Annotated in this window: 15 protein-coding genes and 3 pseudogenes; 10 read left to right on the top strand and 8 right to left on the bottom strand. The window is 40.3% G+C overall.

What is annotated here, in order from left to right:
• The first annotated feature begins 34 nt into the window (after window positions 1-34).
• From PCY12_RS02805 to PCY12_RS02790, 4 genes are all read left to right on the top strand, one after another.
• A complete protein-coding gene (locus PCY12_RS02805; protein ID WP_000815623.1) occupies window positions 35-979 on the top strand; it encodes a magnesium transporter CorA family protein in 945 nt (314 codons plus the stop codon).
• A gap of 11 nt (window positions 980-990) precedes the next feature.
• Window positions 991-1,668 carry a DUF1129 domain-containing protein gene (locus tag PCY12_RS02800; RefSeq protein ID WP_301351428.1) on the top strand — a complete coding sequence of 226 codons (678 nt, stop codon included), beginning with the start codon at window positions 991-993 and terminating at the stop codon, window positions 1,666-1,668.
• A gap of 139 nt (window positions 1,669-1,807) precedes the next feature.
• Window positions 1,808-2,842, top strand: coding sequence for a S66 peptidase family protein (locus PCY12_RS02795; protein ID WP_301351427.1), 1,035 nt, complete (start codon window positions 1,808-1,810; stop codon window positions 2,840-2,842).
• Between the two features lie 105 nt (window positions 2,843-2,947).
• Window positions 2,948-3,211 (top strand): SemiSWEET family transporter, encoded by a 264-nt coding sequence (locus PCY12_RS02790; protein ID WP_000166114.1) that lies wholly within the window; start codon window positions 2,948-2,950, stop codon window positions 3,209-3,211.
• Window positions 3,212-3,295: 84 nt separating this feature from the next.
• On the opposite strand, the pseudogene PCY12_RS02785 reads toward PCY12_RS02790, so the two are convergent.
• Window positions 3,296-3,727: pseudogene (locus tag PCY12_RS02785) on the bottom strand (DNA-3-methyladenine glycosylase I); the annotation flags it as partial.
• A 549-nt stretch (window positions 3,728-4,276) separates the two neighbouring features.
• On the opposite strand from PCY12_RS02785, the gene PCY12_RS02780 reads away from it, so the two are divergent.
• From PCY12_RS02780 to msr(D), 3 genes are all read left to right on the top strand, one after another.
• Window positions 4,277-4,447 (top strand): hypothetical protein, encoded by a 171-nt coding sequence (locus PCY12_RS02780; RefSeq protein WP_000873143.1) that lies wholly within the window; start codon window positions 4,277-4,279, stop codon window positions 4,445-4,447.
• 385 nt (window positions 4,448-4,832) lie between these two features.
• Entirely contained in the window at window positions 4,833-6,050 is a 1,218-nt protein-coding gene (gene mef(A), locus PCY12_RS02775; protein WP_054367041.1) for a macrolide efflux MFS transporter Mef(A), read from the top strand.
• 119 nt (window positions 6,051-6,169) lie between these two features.
• Window positions 6,170-7,633: an ABC-F type ribosomal protection protein Msr(D) gene (msr(D), locus tag PCY12_RS02770; RefSeq protein ID WP_000420313.1), complete on the top strand. Its 1,464-nt coding sequence runs from the start codon at window positions 6,170-6,172 to the stop codon at window positions 7,631-7,633.
• A 117-nt stretch (window positions 7,634-7,750) separates the two neighbouring features.
• On the opposite strand, the gene PCY12_RS02765 is transcribed toward msr(D), so the two are convergent.
• The 7 genes and pseudogenes from PCY12_RS02765 to mutL all read right to left on the bottom strand — a co-directional run bounded on the left by PCY12_RS02765 (window position 7,751) and on the right by mutL (window position 11,936).
• A complete protein-coding gene (locus PCY12_RS02765) occupies window positions 7,751-8,050 on the bottom strand; it encodes a DUF5960 family protein (protein WP_001072467.1) in 300 nt (99 codons plus the stop codon).
• Window positions 8,037-8,405, bottom strand: a complete 369-nt coding sequence (locus tag PCY12_RS02760; RefSeq protein ID WP_000567222.1) for a hypothetical protein — start codon at window positions 8,403-8,405, stop codon at window positions 8,037-8,039. The genes PCY12_RS02765 and PCY12_RS02760 overlap by 14 nt, the downstream gene beginning before the upstream one ends.
• 12 nt (window positions 8,406-8,417) lie before the next feature.
• Window positions 8,418-8,753, bottom strand: a complete 336-nt coding sequence (locus PCY12_RS02755; RefSeq protein WP_000806926.1) for a hypothetical protein — start codon at window positions 8,751-8,753, stop codon at window positions 8,418-8,420.
• The gene (locus tag PCY12_RS02750) at window positions 8,750-8,995 is read right to left on the bottom strand and encodes a hypothetical protein (RefSeq protein ID WP_001813542.1); all 246 of its coding nucleotides are present in this window, start codon (window positions 8,993-8,995) and stop codon (window positions 8,750-8,752) included. The genes PCY12_RS02755 and PCY12_RS02750 overlap by 4 nt, the downstream gene beginning before the upstream one ends.
• Before the next feature lie 187 nt (window positions 8,996-9,182).
• Window positions 9,183-9,368, bottom strand: a pseudogene (locus tag PCY12_RS02745) (DNA-3-methyladenine glycosylase I); the annotation flags it as partial.
• A 9-nt stretch (window positions 9,369-9,377) separates the two neighbouring features.
• Entirely contained in the window at window positions 9,378-9,971 is a 594-nt protein-coding gene (ruvA, locus tag PCY12_RS02740; RefSeq protein WP_301351426.1) for a Holliday junction branch migration protein RuvA, read from the bottom strand.
• A gap of 15 nt (window positions 9,972-9,986) precedes the next feature.
• Complete coding sequence (gene mutL / locus PCY12_RS02735; RefSeq protein ID WP_301351424.1) at window positions 9,987-11,936, bottom strand: DNA mismatch repair endonuclease MutL; 1,950 nt, start codon at window positions 11,934-11,936, stop codon at window positions 9,987-9,989.
• A gap of 205 nt (window positions 11,937-12,141) precedes the next feature.
• Between mutL and PCY12_RS02730 the strand changes: the two genes are divergently transcribed.
• The 3 genes and pseudogenes from PCY12_RS02730 (at window position 12,142) to PCY12_RS02720 (ending at window position 14,505) form a co-directional block, all read left to right on the top strand.
• A complete protein-coding gene (locus PCY12_RS02730; protein WP_301351422.1) occupies window positions 12,142-12,582 on the top strand; it encodes a LytTR family DNA-binding domain-containing protein in 441 nt (146 codons plus the stop codon).
• Complete coding sequence (locus PCY12_RS02725) at window positions 12,579-13,037, top strand: DUF3021 domain-containing protein (protein WP_301351420.1); 459 nt, start codon at window positions 12,579-12,581, stop codon at window positions 13,035-13,037. The genes PCY12_RS02730 and PCY12_RS02725 overlap by 4 nt, the downstream gene beginning before the upstream one ends.
• Window positions 13,038-13,252: 215 nt before the next feature.
• Window positions 13,253-14,505 (top strand): annotated as a pseudogene (locus tag PCY12_RS02720) (NRAMP family divalent metal transporter).
• Window positions 14,506-14,632 lie beyond the last annotated feature (127 nt).

The following is a 14,632-nucleotide window of genomic DNA, read 5'->3' as shown; positions in this document are numbered from 1 at the left end:
GAAAAAATCTGAAAAATGAGAAAGGATAAGGGATATGAAACAAGTTTTTCTCTCTACAACAACTGAATTTAAAGAGATCGATACACTTGAACCGGGTACTTGGATCAATCTCGTCAATCCGACTCAAAATGAATCACTCGAAATCGCCAACGCCTTCGATATCGATATTGCCGATCTTCGAGCACCGCTCGATGCGGAAGAAATGTCTCGTATTACGATTGAAGACGAGTACACCCTGATTATCGTAGACGTGCCGGTCACAGAAGAAAGAAATAATCGCACCTACTACGTAACCATCCCGCTTGGTATTATCATAACAGAGGAAACCATTATCACTACTTGTTTGGAACCATTACCGGTCCTCGATGTCTTTATCAACCGTCGATTGCGTAATTTCTACACCTTCATGCGTTCGCGTTTCATCTTCCAGATTCTCTATCGCAATGCAGAACTTTACCTAACAGCCCTTCGTTCAATCGACCGTAAGAGTGAGCAAATCGAAAGTCAACTGCATCAATCAACTCGAAATGAAGAATTGATTGAGCTCATGGAATTGGAAAAAACCATCGTCTATTTCAAGGCCTCCCTCAAAACAAATGAGCGTGTGATTAAGAAATTGACCAGCTCAACCAGCAATATCAAGAAATACCTTGAGGACGAAGACCTGCTTGAAGACACCCTAATTGAAACCCAACAGGCCATCGAGATGGCAGATATTTATGGAAACGTCTTGCACTCTATGACAGAGACCTTCGCCTCTATCATTTCCAATAACCAGAACAACATCATGAAAACCTTGGCCCTTGTGACCATCGTCATGTCCATCCCAACCATGGTCTTTTCTGCCTACGGGATGAACTTTAAGGATAATGAAATCCCCCTAAACGGCGAGCCAAATGCTTTCTGGTTAATCGTCTTTATTGCCTTTGCTATGAGTGTCTCACTCACTCTCTATCTCATCCATAAAAAATGGTTCTAAGAGGAGTTCCTATGTCTCAGATTGATCTACAAAAATTAACAAAGAAAAACCAAGAGTTTGTCCACATCGCTACCCAACAATTCATCAAAGATGGAAAAACAGACGCTGAAATCAAGGCTATTTTTGAGGAAGTTATTCCCCAAATCCTTGAAGAGCAAGCCAAGGGTACGACTGCTCGTTCCCTCTATGGAGCACCGACCCATTGGGCTTATAGTTTCACTGTCAAGGAACAATATGAAAAAGAACATCCAAAAGAAAATGATGATCCAAAACTCATGATTATGGATTCAGCCCTTTTCATCACTAGCCTCTTTGCCCTCGTCAGCGCCCTCACAACTTTCTTTGCGGCAGATCAAGCTTTCGGCTATGGATTGATTACTCTTCTATTAGTTGGACTGGTTGGTGGATTTGCCTTCTACTTGATGTACTACTTTGTTTACCAATACTATGGACCAGATATGGACCGCAGTCAACGTCCGCCTTTCTGGAAATCTGTACTGGTTATTCTAGCATCTATGTTCCTTTGGTTACTTGTTTTCTTTGCAACAAGCTTCCTACCAGCTAGCCTTAACCCAGTACTGGCTCCATTGCCACTAGCTATTATCGGAGCAGTTCTCCTAGCCCTTCGCTTCTACCTCAAGAAACGCTTGAACATCCGCAGCGCAAGTGCAGGACCAACACGCTATTAAGAGAATGATAAAAGCAACTGCAGGTGCGGTTGCTTTTTTACTACTTTCCTGATTTAAAAGTATTCTTCTGACATCCCACATAGCTTTCTCTTATCTTTTGTGATAAAATAGGCTCAATCTATTTCTAGGAGGATAAGATATGGTTTCTACCATTGGTATTGTTAGTTTGTCTAGTGGTGTTATCGGAGAGGACTTTGTCAAACACGAAGTGGACTTGGGTATCCAGCGTCTCAAGGACCTGGGACTAAATCCTATCTTTTTGCCCCATTCGTTAAAAGGCTTAGACTTTATCAAGGACCATCCTGAAGCTCGTGCAGAGGATTTGATTCATGCCTTTTCTGATGATAGCATCGACATGATCCTATGCGCCATCGGTGGAGACGATACCTATCGCTTACTACCTTATCTTTTTGAAAATGACCAACTACAAAAGGTTATCAAACAAAAAATTTTTCTTGGCTTCTCGGATACAACCATGAACCATCTCATGTTGCATAAACTAGGAATCAAAACTTTTTATGGTCAATCCTTCCTAGCAGACATTTGTGAATTGGACAAGGAAGTGCTGACCTATAGCCTCCACTACTTTAAAGAATTGATTGAGACGGGAAGAATCTCAGAAATCCGCCCTAGTGACGTTTGGTATGATGAAAGGACTGACTTCAGTCCCAAGGCTCTGGGGACACCTCGTGTCAGTCATGCAAATACTGGTTTCGAGCTGTTGCGGGGAAATGCCCAGTTCGAGGGAAAAATCCTCGGTGGTTGCCTCGAATCCCTCTACGATATCTTTGACAACTCTCGATACGCAGATAGCACGGAGCTCTGCCAAAAATACAAACTTTTCCCTGACTTGTCAGACTGGGAAGGAAAAATCCTCTTGCTAGAAACAAGCGAAGAAAAGCCTGAGCTGGAAGACTTCAAAAATATGTTGCGGACTTTAAAAGACACTGGTATATTCGAGGTCATCAGTGGACTCTTGGTCGGAAAACCTATGGATGAAACTTTCTATGACGACTATAAAGAGGCACTATTGGATATTATTGACAGCAATATCCCGATTATCTATAATCTAAATGTCGGCCACGCAACTCCAAGAGCAATTGTACCCTTCGGAGTTCACGCCTATGTAGATGCAAAGGAGCAAATCATTCGCTTTGACTATAACAAAAAATAAATAGTTTCTCTATTTTTGTGCTTTTGTATTCGTTTTCGTTACAATTTGTATCTGAATTTATTGCATTTCGCTAATTTCTATGATATCCTTTTGAAGGAGGTGTATATGACAAAACAAAAAATTAATCGAATCGTAGGTTCTATTGGTGCCTTTATTGGAATTATAGTATTTATTGCCTACATACCTCAAATTATCGCTAATTTACAGGGAAATAAAGCTCAACCATTTCAACCTTTATCAGCTGCTATATCTTGCTTAATCTGGGTTATTTATGGATGGACAAAGGAACCTAAGAAGGATTGGATACTAATCATTCCAAATTCAGCTGGTGTTATTTTAGGTGGAATCACTTTTTTGACTTCACTCTAACAAATCTAATAGTATATATAAAAAGCTGGGAAAAATTTCTCAGCTTTTTTCTATATTCTCAGATATGCTAGTTACCTGTACATACTAACGACCGCTTTTCCACTCACAATCATTCTCATGGTCATCAACTAGCCCTGCAGCCTGTAGAAAAGACAAGACGGCGACTGGGCCTGTGAACTTGAAGCCTCGTTTTTTGAGATCTTTGGCTAACTTCTCAGACAGAGGTGTTTTAGCTGGGGCTTGGCGGTAATCGGGAACATCGTTAACGATCGTTTTCCCCTCAACAAAGGACCAAAGATAGGCATCAAAAGAGCCATATTCTTCCTGTAGTCGTAAAAATGCTTGGGCGTTAGCGCGTGTAGCAAAAATCTTGGCTCTATTTCGGATGATGGCTGGATTCTCCAGCAAGTTTTCCAATTCGGTATCAGTCATCTCTGCGACCGCTTGAATTTGATAGCCATAAAATGCTTCTCGGAAAGCTTGACGTTTGTTGAGCACCGTTTCCCAAGACAGACCATGTTGAGGCGGTAAGTTTGCTAGTCAAGGAGTAAAACGACGAAGATTAGCATTTACTTCCGCCCATGCGATAGCTGTCCGTGATTGACAAGTGCTAGCACGCAGACAGAACGGAGATAGCGAACCGCTGAGTGTGTCGCTCTGCTCGTAAAAGCTTAGAAACCTTTGAACGAAAGGGATAATGAAAGCCTTGATTGCAAGGCTTTTTGCTTTATGGTGGGTAAGTATCAGAGTGAGAAAATTTTTGGAATGAGTAGAAGTGATAGCTAGAAATTATCAGTTTCTATTTCCATTTACCCTGTGGGTACGTGTTTGTTTCCATTGACAAGGAGTTTGTGGGAATAGAAATGTACCCACCTTGTTTGAATCAAGTGAAGTGTAGTTGAAGGAAATCTGTTGAAAGCAATACTTCATTTTACCGAATAAGTAATAATTTAGGCAACTTCAAATCGATTAAAAAAAACTATTTTAAAGGTTAAGAGTAGACAAAAATTGTCCACTCTTTTTTGCAAACTCAATTTATCAATAAATGAAATGAGGGAATGTAAAATGAAATATTTTGAGGTTGAGTTAGAAAATCCTGATGAATTTTTAAAACTACAAACAGAAGATTTTGTGAAAGCTAATCGCTTGCTACTAAGGAAGATAATCCAGAGCGTTACAGTCTATGAAGAAAACTTCGTCATATCCTTTAAATCTGGCATCGAATTGGAAGTATGAGTCTCATTCCATAACTTTTATATTGAACATATCATCTTGTTGTGTTATACTATAAATTGATATAAACAAAGATGTAGGAGGAACCGAAACTATGACAGCCTCAATGCGTTTAAGATAAGCTGGCAATAAAAAAAGCAGAATCTATACCCGATGATAGGCTTTTTTGTTGTGCTTATTTATACGATATTGAGCATTCATTAGTTACGGTGAGGATATTGGTTATTTAACTATACCTTTATTTAACTATGTCTTTAATATGAATGTTTCCAAATTGTATGTATGCAGACCAAAAGCCACATTGTGGGGTTTGGCCTGCATTTTTTATTGCCTAGAATGCTATTCAAAATAGAAATTCAAGCAAAATAATATGCAGGAGATAATATAAATGGAAAAATACAACAATTGGAAACGAAAATTTTATGCAATATGGGCAGGGCAAGCAGTATCATTAATCACTAGTGCCATCCTGCAAATGGCGATTATTTTTTACCTTACAGAAAAAACAGGATCTGCGATGGTCTTGTCTATGGCTTCATTAGTAGGTTTTTTACCCTATGCGATTTTGGGACCTGCCATTGGTGTGCTAGTGGATCGTCATGATAGGAAGAAGATAATGATTGGTGCCGATTTAATTATCGCAGCAGCTGGTGCAGTGCTTGCTATTGTTGCATTCTGTATGGAGCTACCTGTCTGGATGATTATGATAGTATTGTTTATCCGTAGCATTGGAACAGCTTTTCATACCCCAGCACTCAATGCGGTTACACCACTTTTAGTACCAGAAGAACAGCTAACGAAATGCGCAGGCTATAGTCAGTCTTTGCAGTCTATAAGCTATATTGTTAGTCCGGCAGTTGCAGCACTCTTATACTCCGTTTGGGATTTAAATGCTATTATTGCCATCGACGTATTGGGTGCTGTGATTGCATCTATTACGGTAGCAATTGTACGTATACCTAAGCTGGGTAATCAAGTGCAAAGTTTAGAACCAAATTTCATAAGGGAGATGAAAGAAGGAGTTGTGGTTCTGAGACAAAACAAAGGATTGTTTGCCTTATTACTCTTAGGAACACTATATACTTTTGTTTATATGCCAATCAATGCACTATTTCCTTTAATAAGCATGGAACGCTTTAATGGAACGCCTGTGCATATTTCTATTACGGAAATTTCCTTTGCATTTGGGATGCTAGCAGGAGGCTTATTATTAGGAAGATTAGGGGGCTTCGAAAAGCATGTATTACTAATAACAAGTTCATTTTTTATAATGGGGACCAGTTTAGCCGTTTCGGGAATACTTCCTCCAAATGGATTTGTAATATTCGTAGTTTGCTGTGCAATAATGGGGCTTTCGGTGCCATTTTATAGCGGTGTGCAAACAGCTCTTTTTCAGGAGAAAATTAAGCCTGAATATTTAGGACGTGTATTTTCTTTGATCGGAAGTATCATGTCACTTGCTATGCCAATTGGGTTAATTCTTTCTGGATTCTTTGCTGATAAAATCGGTGTAAATCATTGGTTTTTACTATCAGGTATTTTAATTATTGGCATTGCTATAGTTTGCCAAATGATAACTGAGGTTAGAAAATTAGATTTAAAATAAACAATATTGGAGGAATATTTATGTATCTTATTTTCATGTAACTCTTCCTGCTAAAATCGCAGGGTTTTCCCTGCATACAAGCAAATGAAAGCATGCGATTATAGACAGGAGGAAATGTTATGGAATTAATATTAAAAGCAAAAGACATTCGTGTGGAATTCAAAGGACGCGATGTTTTAGATATAAATGAATTAGAAGTATATGATTATGACCGTATTGGTTTAGTAGGAGCAAATGGTGCTGGAAAAAGCACTTTACTCAGGGTACTTTTAGGAGAATTAACTCCCCCAGGATGTAAAATGAATCGTCTGGGTGAACTTGCCTATATTCCCCAGTTGGACGAAGTAACTCTGCAGGAGGAAAAAGATTTTGCACTTGTAGGCAAGCTAGGTGTTGAGCAATTAAATATACAGACTATGAGCGGTGGTGAAGAAACAAGGCTTAAAATAGCACAGGCCTTATCGGCACAGGTTCATGGTATTTTAGCGGATGAACCTACGAGCCATTTAGACCGTGAAGGAATTGATTTTCTAATAGGACAGCTAAAATATTTTACAGGTGCACTGTTAGTTATTAGCCATGACCGCTATTTTCTTGATGAAATAGTAGATAAAATATGGGAACTGAAAGATGGCAAAATCACTGAGTATTGGGGAAACTATTCTGATTATCTTCGTCAGAAAGAGGAAGAACGTAAGAGCCAAGCTGCAGAATACGAACAATTTATTGCGGAACGTGCCCGATTGGAAAGGGCTGCGGAGGAAAAGCGAAAACAGGCTCGTAAAATAGAACAGAAGGCAAAAGGTTCTTCAAAGAAAAAAAGTACTGAAGACGGAGGGCGTTTAGCTCATCAAAAATCAATAGGAAGTAAGGAAAAAAAGATGTATAATGCTGCTAAAACCCTAGAGCACAGGATTGCGGCCTTAGGAAAAGTAGAAGCTCCGGAAGGCATTCGCAGAATTCGTTTCAGGCAAAGTAAAGCATTGGAGCTCCATAATCCATACCCTATAGTCGGTGCAGAAATTAATAAAGTATTTGGAGATAAGGCTCTGTTTGAAAATGCATCTTTTCAAATTCCGTTAGGAGCAAAAGTGGCGTTAACTGGTGGTAATGGAATCGGAAAAACAACTTTAATCCAAATGATCTTAAACCATGAAGAAGGAATTTCTATTTCGCCTAAGGCAAAAATAGGTTACTTTGCACAGAATGGTTACAAGTACAACAGTAATCAGAATGTTATGGAGTTTATGCAGAAGGATTGTGACTACAATATATCAGAAATTCGTTCAGTGCTAGCATCTATGGGGTTCAAACAGAACGATATTGGAAAAAGTTTATCTGTTTTAAGCGGTGGAGAAATTATAAAATTGTTGCTTGCTAAAATGCTCATGGGTAGATATAACATCCTAATAATGGATGAACCCAGTAACTTCCTTGACATACCAAGTTTAGAGGCTTTGGAAATACTAATGAAGGAGTACACCGGAACTATCGTGTTTATCACCCACGATAAACGATTACTCGAAAATGTAGCAGATGTAGTTTATGAAATTAGAGATAAGAAAATAAATCTGAAACATTAAATTTAAGGTAGTCGCTGGTCAGTATAGTCTGTTCTGGTTGGCGACTCCATTGTTAAAGAGTATAAAGACTTTAGATTTTATGAATATTAAAAATAGGAACAGTCAATTGAACTGCTCCTATTTTTCTGCTAAATATATTGTAGTTTTCTTATATGTATAATGATAGATTAGCGGATTCTCATCTACGGTACTTACTTCAAATATGAAGAAGTGATCGCGGTTATCTCTGGACTTTTCCTTATTGAGGACAAAGTAATTCTTACGTGAAGTCGCCATTGTTTTTAGGATATCATCAGTTAGGAAGGTCAATGGAATATTCATGTTAGAGTAGCGGTAGAAGTCACGTTCAAAATCTTGGTAGCTCTCGCTATAATAGTCCATTTGTAGGTGATTACGCTGAAACTCAAGCTGATTCATAGAGCACCTCCTCGACAAGTTCAATACTAATAATGTCTTTTAATTTCAAATTGATGTGACCTGTTGTAGTTTTTATCAAAATGAAATCTTTGGTCAGACTTGGTATTGTTCCAGTGTAGGAAACACGCTTGTTTTTTTCAATCACTTGAATGCGTGTGCGTAGCTGCCCGGCGTATACTTGACTGAGGAGTAATAATTTCTTCTCTAGTGATAAGTCAGACATGTACGTTACTTTGTTTGTATCATCAGAGAGTGCTGATGCATGTTCAGATAGGAAAAAGCCCATCCATTTTTGCATCTTTGTATCCTGGTACTCTCTTGCTGATTGAAATGGTAAATATGAACGGTCAATCATATCAAATCCTTTCTATGCAGAGGCAAGGGTATTTTTATCAAATTGAATCGTAAAACCTTGAATTCCCCCACCTGTGTAACATTCTTTAAAGCGATTGATTACCTCAGTATAGATTATCACAGATGAGCTTGTTGGCTTAATGCTAAATGTAAATTCCAATGGTAATCGGTTTTCAGATTTAGCATGTACTAGTCGTATCGATATTTCAGTTGTTTTGAGTTTTCTCTGACGAAGTTTTGAAGTTGCTGTTTCAACGATTCCATGTAAAAATCTTTCAAGCATTTCAATATCATTACATCCTTTGCTACGGATTTCTGAAAATTGTACTGTATTTTTTTCTTGTTTCATTTTAATCCCTCCAATCCACCCGCGGAATGACCACCGATAAGTTTACTGCGTTCAATATTTCTGGAACCTTCAGTTAGGACGGTTCCTTTTTGTATGGCTAAAAAACCAAACTGTTCTCTGACAACATCAATAGCTGTCTGAAGTCTATTATCTTTTTCAATTTGTTCTACATCATCAAAGAGTGATAGTAGAGTATAGCTTTCATCTACGAAGCCACTATAAGATACACCAATTTGTCTCACTGCACCAGAGGTGTATTTTTTCGGAATAATACAAGTACATGACTCACCATTGTTTTGGGGAGATTTGCGGGTTCAATTTTATTCTGAGCATTTATAGATTTTTTCATCTCAGTCCTAGAATAGCCAATATGAATAGAAACGACAGTAGTCAATACTAGGGCTACTGTTCCGTTCCACAGTATCATTTAAAAATCATTTTCACACCCTTTCGTCTATTAGTATAGAAGAAAGCTCTCAGCACAGCCTGATAGGTTTCCATACACAACAACTCAAACAATGCTTGGTCATCATGGAGGGGTTGACCCCACTCCTCATCATGATAGGCAATGTAGAGCGGATTGGTCACCTTGACCCACGAACAACGTTTTGTCATGCTCTGCTCCTATTTGACCAACATTTTAAGGGCCGACTTGATATAGTTCTCAGCTGTATCTGTCGTTCCTTCAAAGAATTTCTTGATTTTCTTGAGTTCGGTCGCCTTGTATCCCAGTGCCAACATGGCTTCCATGGCTTCTTCCAATTCTTGGTTTTCAGCGCTTGCTTGCACTGCGACCTTAGCAGGAAGGTCATCTCCAGCAACTACTACCTTGCCTTCCAAGTCCAGCACCATCTGCTGGGCTGTTTTCTTGCCAATTTTAGGGAACTTGGTCAAGTAGGTAATATTCTTGGTTTCGATGGCTTGAACCAAGCCAGCATTGTCATCAGCAGCGATAATAGCAAGAGCTGATACAGGACCAATCCCAGAGACCGAAATCAGACTGAGAAAGAGCTTTTTCTCGTCTTCTGAGCGAAATCCATAAAGCAGATGAGAATCCTCACGCACGACCTGGTGCACATAAATTTGAGCTTCTTGGTTGACCTGTCCTGAGTAGGCATAGGGATTGGCCACATGCAAAATATAACCGATACCGTTGACTTCAAGGACAATGTATTTAGCAGTGATTTTGGTAATGATTCCTTTTAAATATTCGTACATAGTTTTCCTTTTAGTTTAATATTTCCCTAACTCACGGAGACTAGTGTGATTTTCCTGAATGCGTCGGAACATCTTTTCCATATCTGACTTGGTAAAATGCACCAAAACAGGACGTCCATGCGGACAATTATAGGGATTGTCACATTGAGAAAGTTGATAAAGGAGCTGTCTGGCCGAATGATCATCGATACGATGGTTGGCCTTGATAGACCGCTTGCAGGACATCATGATGGCTAGCTCTGCTCGGTATTTCTTGATCGAAACTTCCTTGGTCAAGAGCAGCATGTCACACATTTCATAGATACCAGACTCGATTTCTTCCTCTGCCATCCAGATAGGATGTTCACGTAAGATGAATTGATTTTCCCCGTACTCTGCTAGAAAGACACCCACTTCCTCCAAAAGAGACATTCTTCCCTTTAGACGAAGGGCATCATCCGCAGGAAATTCAAAGATATAGGGCACTAGAAGTTGCTGCTGGCTCTGATCAACATCGCCAATGCTTTCACGATATTCCTCATACTTGACCCGTTCCTGAGCCGCATGCTGGTCTATGATGTAAAGTCCATCTCGCCCCTGGGCAAAAAGATAAGTCCCGTGCATCTGACCGAAAAATTCCAACTCTGGGAAGCTTGATGATTCTTCTCGCTCCAGCTTGTCATAGGCCTTATCGAGGCTAGCAAGATCCAACTCTGGATGGTCTAATTGATCGTAGTTAGCAGGCTTTCTCTCTGCAAAATGCAATTTTGCTGGCTTGGCCAATTGATCCAAGGTTTCCTTGGCAAATAAAGTCAAATCCTGTTTCTCTTCAGTCAGATTCACCTGATAATCAGCCACCTCAGCTTGGCTAGGTCTTGTCGGCTCAGTTTGCTCATAGTAAAGAGTGTTTTCTTTGAGTGGTAGAATGGTCTGCTCCACCTTTTGACGATTACGCACGGTCGATTTGGCAAGATTCTCCAAGGCATCAGGTATCAAAGTTTGCTCCTTGAGACTGTTGGAAATAGCTTCTGAGACCAGCGTCATCAGTTCTTTTTCCTTGGAAATCCGCACCTCTTGCTTGGTTGGATGCACATTGACATCCGCTAGATAAGGGTCAATATGGATATGAATGACAGCCAGTGGAAAACGGCCTACCATGAGCTTACTACCATAGCCGTCAAGAATAGCACGATTGAGTAAAAAGTTCTTGATATAACGACCATTGATGAAGAGACTGATATAATTGCGATTGGCCCGAGTTAACTCAGGCAAGGACACAAAACCTGAAATTTCGAAATCAAGGTCAGAATTCTCAATTTCAATCATCTTCTTGGCGCTAGCTAAACCGTAAATTCCTGCAATAGCTTGGCGCAATTGACCAGTACCTGCTGTCCGCGTCATTTCCTTGCCATCACTGATCAAATTAAAAGAAATCTCAGGATGGGCCAAGCCCAGACGGTTTACAATATCAATGATATGAGACAGCTCCGCTTGCTGACTCTTCATATACTTGAGGCGGGCAGGCGTGTTGAAAAAGAGGTCCTCCACACAAACCTTGGTTCCCACAGGACTAGTCGCTGGGATGACTTCTTCAACTTCTCCCCCACGCGCGACTAGCTTGGTTCCATGACTTGCTCCCTCAACTGCTGTCAAAAGAGTTAAAGCGCTGACGGATGCGATAGAAGGCAGAGCTTCACCACGAAAACCAAGTGTCCGAATCCGAAAGAGGTCTGCCTGATTTTTTATCTTACTGGTCGCATGACGACGCAGGGCCAATTCCACCTCATCGTGGGCAATTCCATGACCATTATCTGTGATTTGGATTTTCTTGAGACCAGCTTCCTCAATCTCAATGATAATCTGGCTAGAGCCCGCGTCAATGGCGTTTTCTACCAGCTCCTTAACAACGCTAGCTGGACGCTCGATAACCTCTCCAGCCGCAATCTGGTTTGCCAGCACCTCTGGCAATTCAATAATATGAGACATCTTTCAGCCCCTTTCTGTATCTGTTTTCCTAGAAATTGATTAGTGCTATTATACCATATTTCAGATAGGACAGAAAAGCTCCACCACATAGGAGCCAAATCCCTCCACATAGACAAAGTCCCTTGCAAGGGGGCATAAAATAGTGTTTAATAAAGGTGTACAAGAAGTGATCACAACCTTGTATAACTAAAAAGGAGAAAAATTTATGAAAGTAGAACTACAGATTAGTGAGACTTACAAGGAGGAAAAACTGATTGTCCAAGCACCTCAAGAAACCGATAAAATACAAAAAGTCATCGAGTTCGCAGAAAATCTGGACCGAAGAGAAACAATCAAAGGGAAAATCGATAATCAGGTCTATCTCATTGAGATTGGCAAGATTCAACGTTTCTATATCGAGAATCGGAAGGTTCTAGCAGAAACCGCGAGTCAGACCTACAGCATTGATTTGCGACTCTATCAGGTCCTTGAACTCCTGCCAACAACTTTTATCCAAATTTCCCAATCAGAAATCATCAATATCAACTCCATCTCTCATCTCAAGCTCACCCCCAACGGTCTGGTAGAAATTTTCTTGAAAAACGAAAATTTCACCTACTCTTCACGCCGTTACCTAAAAAACATCAAGGAGAAATTAGAACTATGAAAAAACAAGTATTTCACGACGCAACCGCAGGTGTCCTCATCGGCCTCATCCTCTCTATCCTCTTTTCATTCATCTACGCCCCAAACACCTACGCCCCACTGAGTCCCGAGTCTCTGATCGGGCAAGTGATGGTGCAACATCAGGTTCACGGTGCCTTGGTCTTGCTCTACTGCACACTTATTTGGGCAGCTATCGGTATTCTCTTCAACTTTGGAAAGCGATTATTCAGCCGTGACTGGAGTTTGCTCCGTGCGACGCTTTCCCATTTCTTCCTTATGCTGGCTGGCTTTGTCCCACTAGCAACTCTAGCAGGTTGGTTCCCTTTCCACTGGCTCTTCTATCTCCAGCTCATTATCGAGTTTGCGATTGTCTACCTCATCATTTGGGCTATTCTTTATAAAAGAGAAGCTAAAAAAGTGGACCATATCAATCAACTCTTGGAGCATAAAAAGTAAGAACCTCATAATAAGCAAATCCGAGAAAGAAACTTCTCGGTTTTTCTTTATCCTGCTGCACCTTTCTATCATAGCAGTTATTTTCAGATCTTCTTTGTAAATTTTCTGTAATTTTCTATCTTTTTTCAAAATATTCTTGCATTTTCCCAAAGTTTTTTGTAGAATATAGATTACATATCCAGATTATTCTGAAAATTCAAAAAGGAGTATTTATCATGTCGCAAGCTATTTCCTTAAATCAATCAACCTGGACAAGTAAACTAAAAGCAATGGGACCTGGAATCCTAATGGCTTCTGCCGCTGTTGGAGGTTCTCACATTGTATCTTCTACTCAAGCTGGTGGTTCTTATGGGTGGTCGCTACTCCTCTTGGTCATCTTAGCCAATGTCTTTAAATATCCATTTTTCCGTTTTGGTGCTGAATACACCGCTGATACTGGAAAGACTTTGGTTGAAGGTTATGCCGAAAAAGGAAAACTCTATCTCTGGATTTTCTTTATTCTCAATGTCTTTTCGGCTATGGTCAACACAGCTGGTGTTGCCATTCTGTGCTCAGCTATCATCGCCAGTGCCTTCCCAATGATTGGACTTAGCATCACTCAGTGGTCCCTCATTCTCGTTGCAATCATTTGGGCTATGTTACTCTTTGGAGGCTACAAACTATTAGACGGCATGGCAAAATGGATCATGTCAGCTTTGACCATTGCAACTGTTCTTGCAGTTATCATTGCGGCAGTCAAGCATCCCGAATACCGCTCTGATTTTGTCGAGAAAACACCTTGGCAAATCCCTTCATCGTTTCCCTCTTAGGATGGATGCCGGCTCCTATTGAAATTTCAGCTATCAATTCACTTTGGTCAGCTGAAAAGAGAAAGACCGTCAACTTTAACACAGAAGACGCTCTGTTTGACTTTAACACTGGTTATATTGGAACAGCTATTCTAGCCGTCTTCTTTGTGGCACTGGGAGCACTGATTCAGTATCCTACAGGGCAAGCAGTTGAAGCTGCTTCAGCCAAATACATCTCTCAATTCGTAGGCATGTATGCCTCTGTTCTTGGCGAATGGTCCCGTTACTTGATTACCTTTATTGCCTTCCTCTGTATCTTTGGAACAGTTATTACTGTTATCGATGGTTACTCTCGTGTCAATCAGGAATCTCTCCGACTGCTAATCAGTCAAAAAGAAGACAGTAGTAAATCTTTGAACATCTGGATGACCATCACTGCTATCATCGGTATCGTCATTATCAAGTTCTTCGCTGGTCAGGTGTCGACCATGCTCCGCTTTGCCATGATTGGTTCTTTCCTGACAACACCTTTCTTTGCTCTTTTGAATTACGCCTTGGTAACGCGTGAAAACAAACATCTTCCTTCTTGGCTCAAACACCTTGCCATTGCAGGATTGATTTTCCTCTTTGGCTTCGCCATCTTCTTTATCTACGCACTCGCAATCGGAAAAGCAGGTTAACTGACAAGCGCGAGATGAAGATAATACTCTTCGCAAATCAAATTCAAACCACGTCAACGTCGCCTTGCCGTACTCAAGTACAGCCTGCGGCTAGTTTCCTAGTTTGCTCTTTGATTTTCATTGAGTA

Origin of the sequence: Streptococcus sp. SPS1, from assembly GCF_030439915.1 — a bacterium.
Lineage (GTDB): Bacteria > Bacillota > Bacilli > Lactobacillales > Streptococcaceae > Streptococcus.
Note: the sequence above shows the minus strand (reverse complement) of the source record. Positions and strands in the feature narration are given on the sequence as shown.

Coding starts and splice junctions, on each gene's coding strand:
- PCY12_RS02800 (WP_301351428.1), top strand. CDS start 991: ATGTCTCAGATTGATCTACAAAAATTAACAAAGAAAAACCAAGAGTTT.
- PCY12_RS02755 (WP_000806926.1), bottom strand. CDS start 8,753: ATGAAACAAGAAAAAAATACAGTACAATTTTCAGAAATCCGTAGCAAA.
- PCY12_RS02730 (WP_301351422.1), top strand. CDS start 12,142: ATGAAAGTAGAACTACAGATTAGTGAGACTTACAAGGAGGAAAAACTG.
- PCY12_RS02805 (WP_000815623.1), top strand. CDS start 35: ATGAAACAAGTTTTTCTCTCTACAACAACTGAATTTAAAGAGATCGAT.
- PCY12_RS02790 (WP_000166114.1), top strand. CDS start 2,948: ATGACAAAACAAAAAATTAATCGAATCGTAGGTTCTATTGGTGCCTTT.
- PCY12_RS02725 (WP_301351420.1), top strand. CDS start 12,579: ATGAAAAAACAAGTATTTCACGACGCAACCGCAGGTGTCCTCATCGGC.
- ruvA (WP_301351426.1), bottom strand. CDS start 9,971: ATGTACGAATATTTAAAAGGAATCATTACCAAAATCACTGCTAAATAC.
- PCY12_RS02760 (WP_000567222.1), bottom strand. CDS start 8,405: ATGATTGACCGTTCATATTTACCATTTCAATCAGCAAGAGAGTACCAG.
- PCY12_RS02765 (WP_001072467.1), bottom strand. CDS start 8,050: ATGAATCAGCTTGAGTTTCAGCGTAATCACCTACAAATGGACTATTAT.
- mutL (WP_301351424.1), bottom strand. CDS start 11,936: ATGTCTCATATTATTGAATTGCCAGAGGTGCTGGCAAACCAGATTGCG.
- PCY12_RS02780 (WP_000873143.1), top strand. CDS start 4,277: ATGAAATATTTTGAGGTTGAGTTAGAAAATCCTGATGAATTTTTAAAA.
- PCY12_RS02795 (WP_301351427.1), top strand. CDS start 1,808: ATGGTTTCTACCATTGGTATTGTTAGTTTGTCTAGTGGTGTTATCGGA.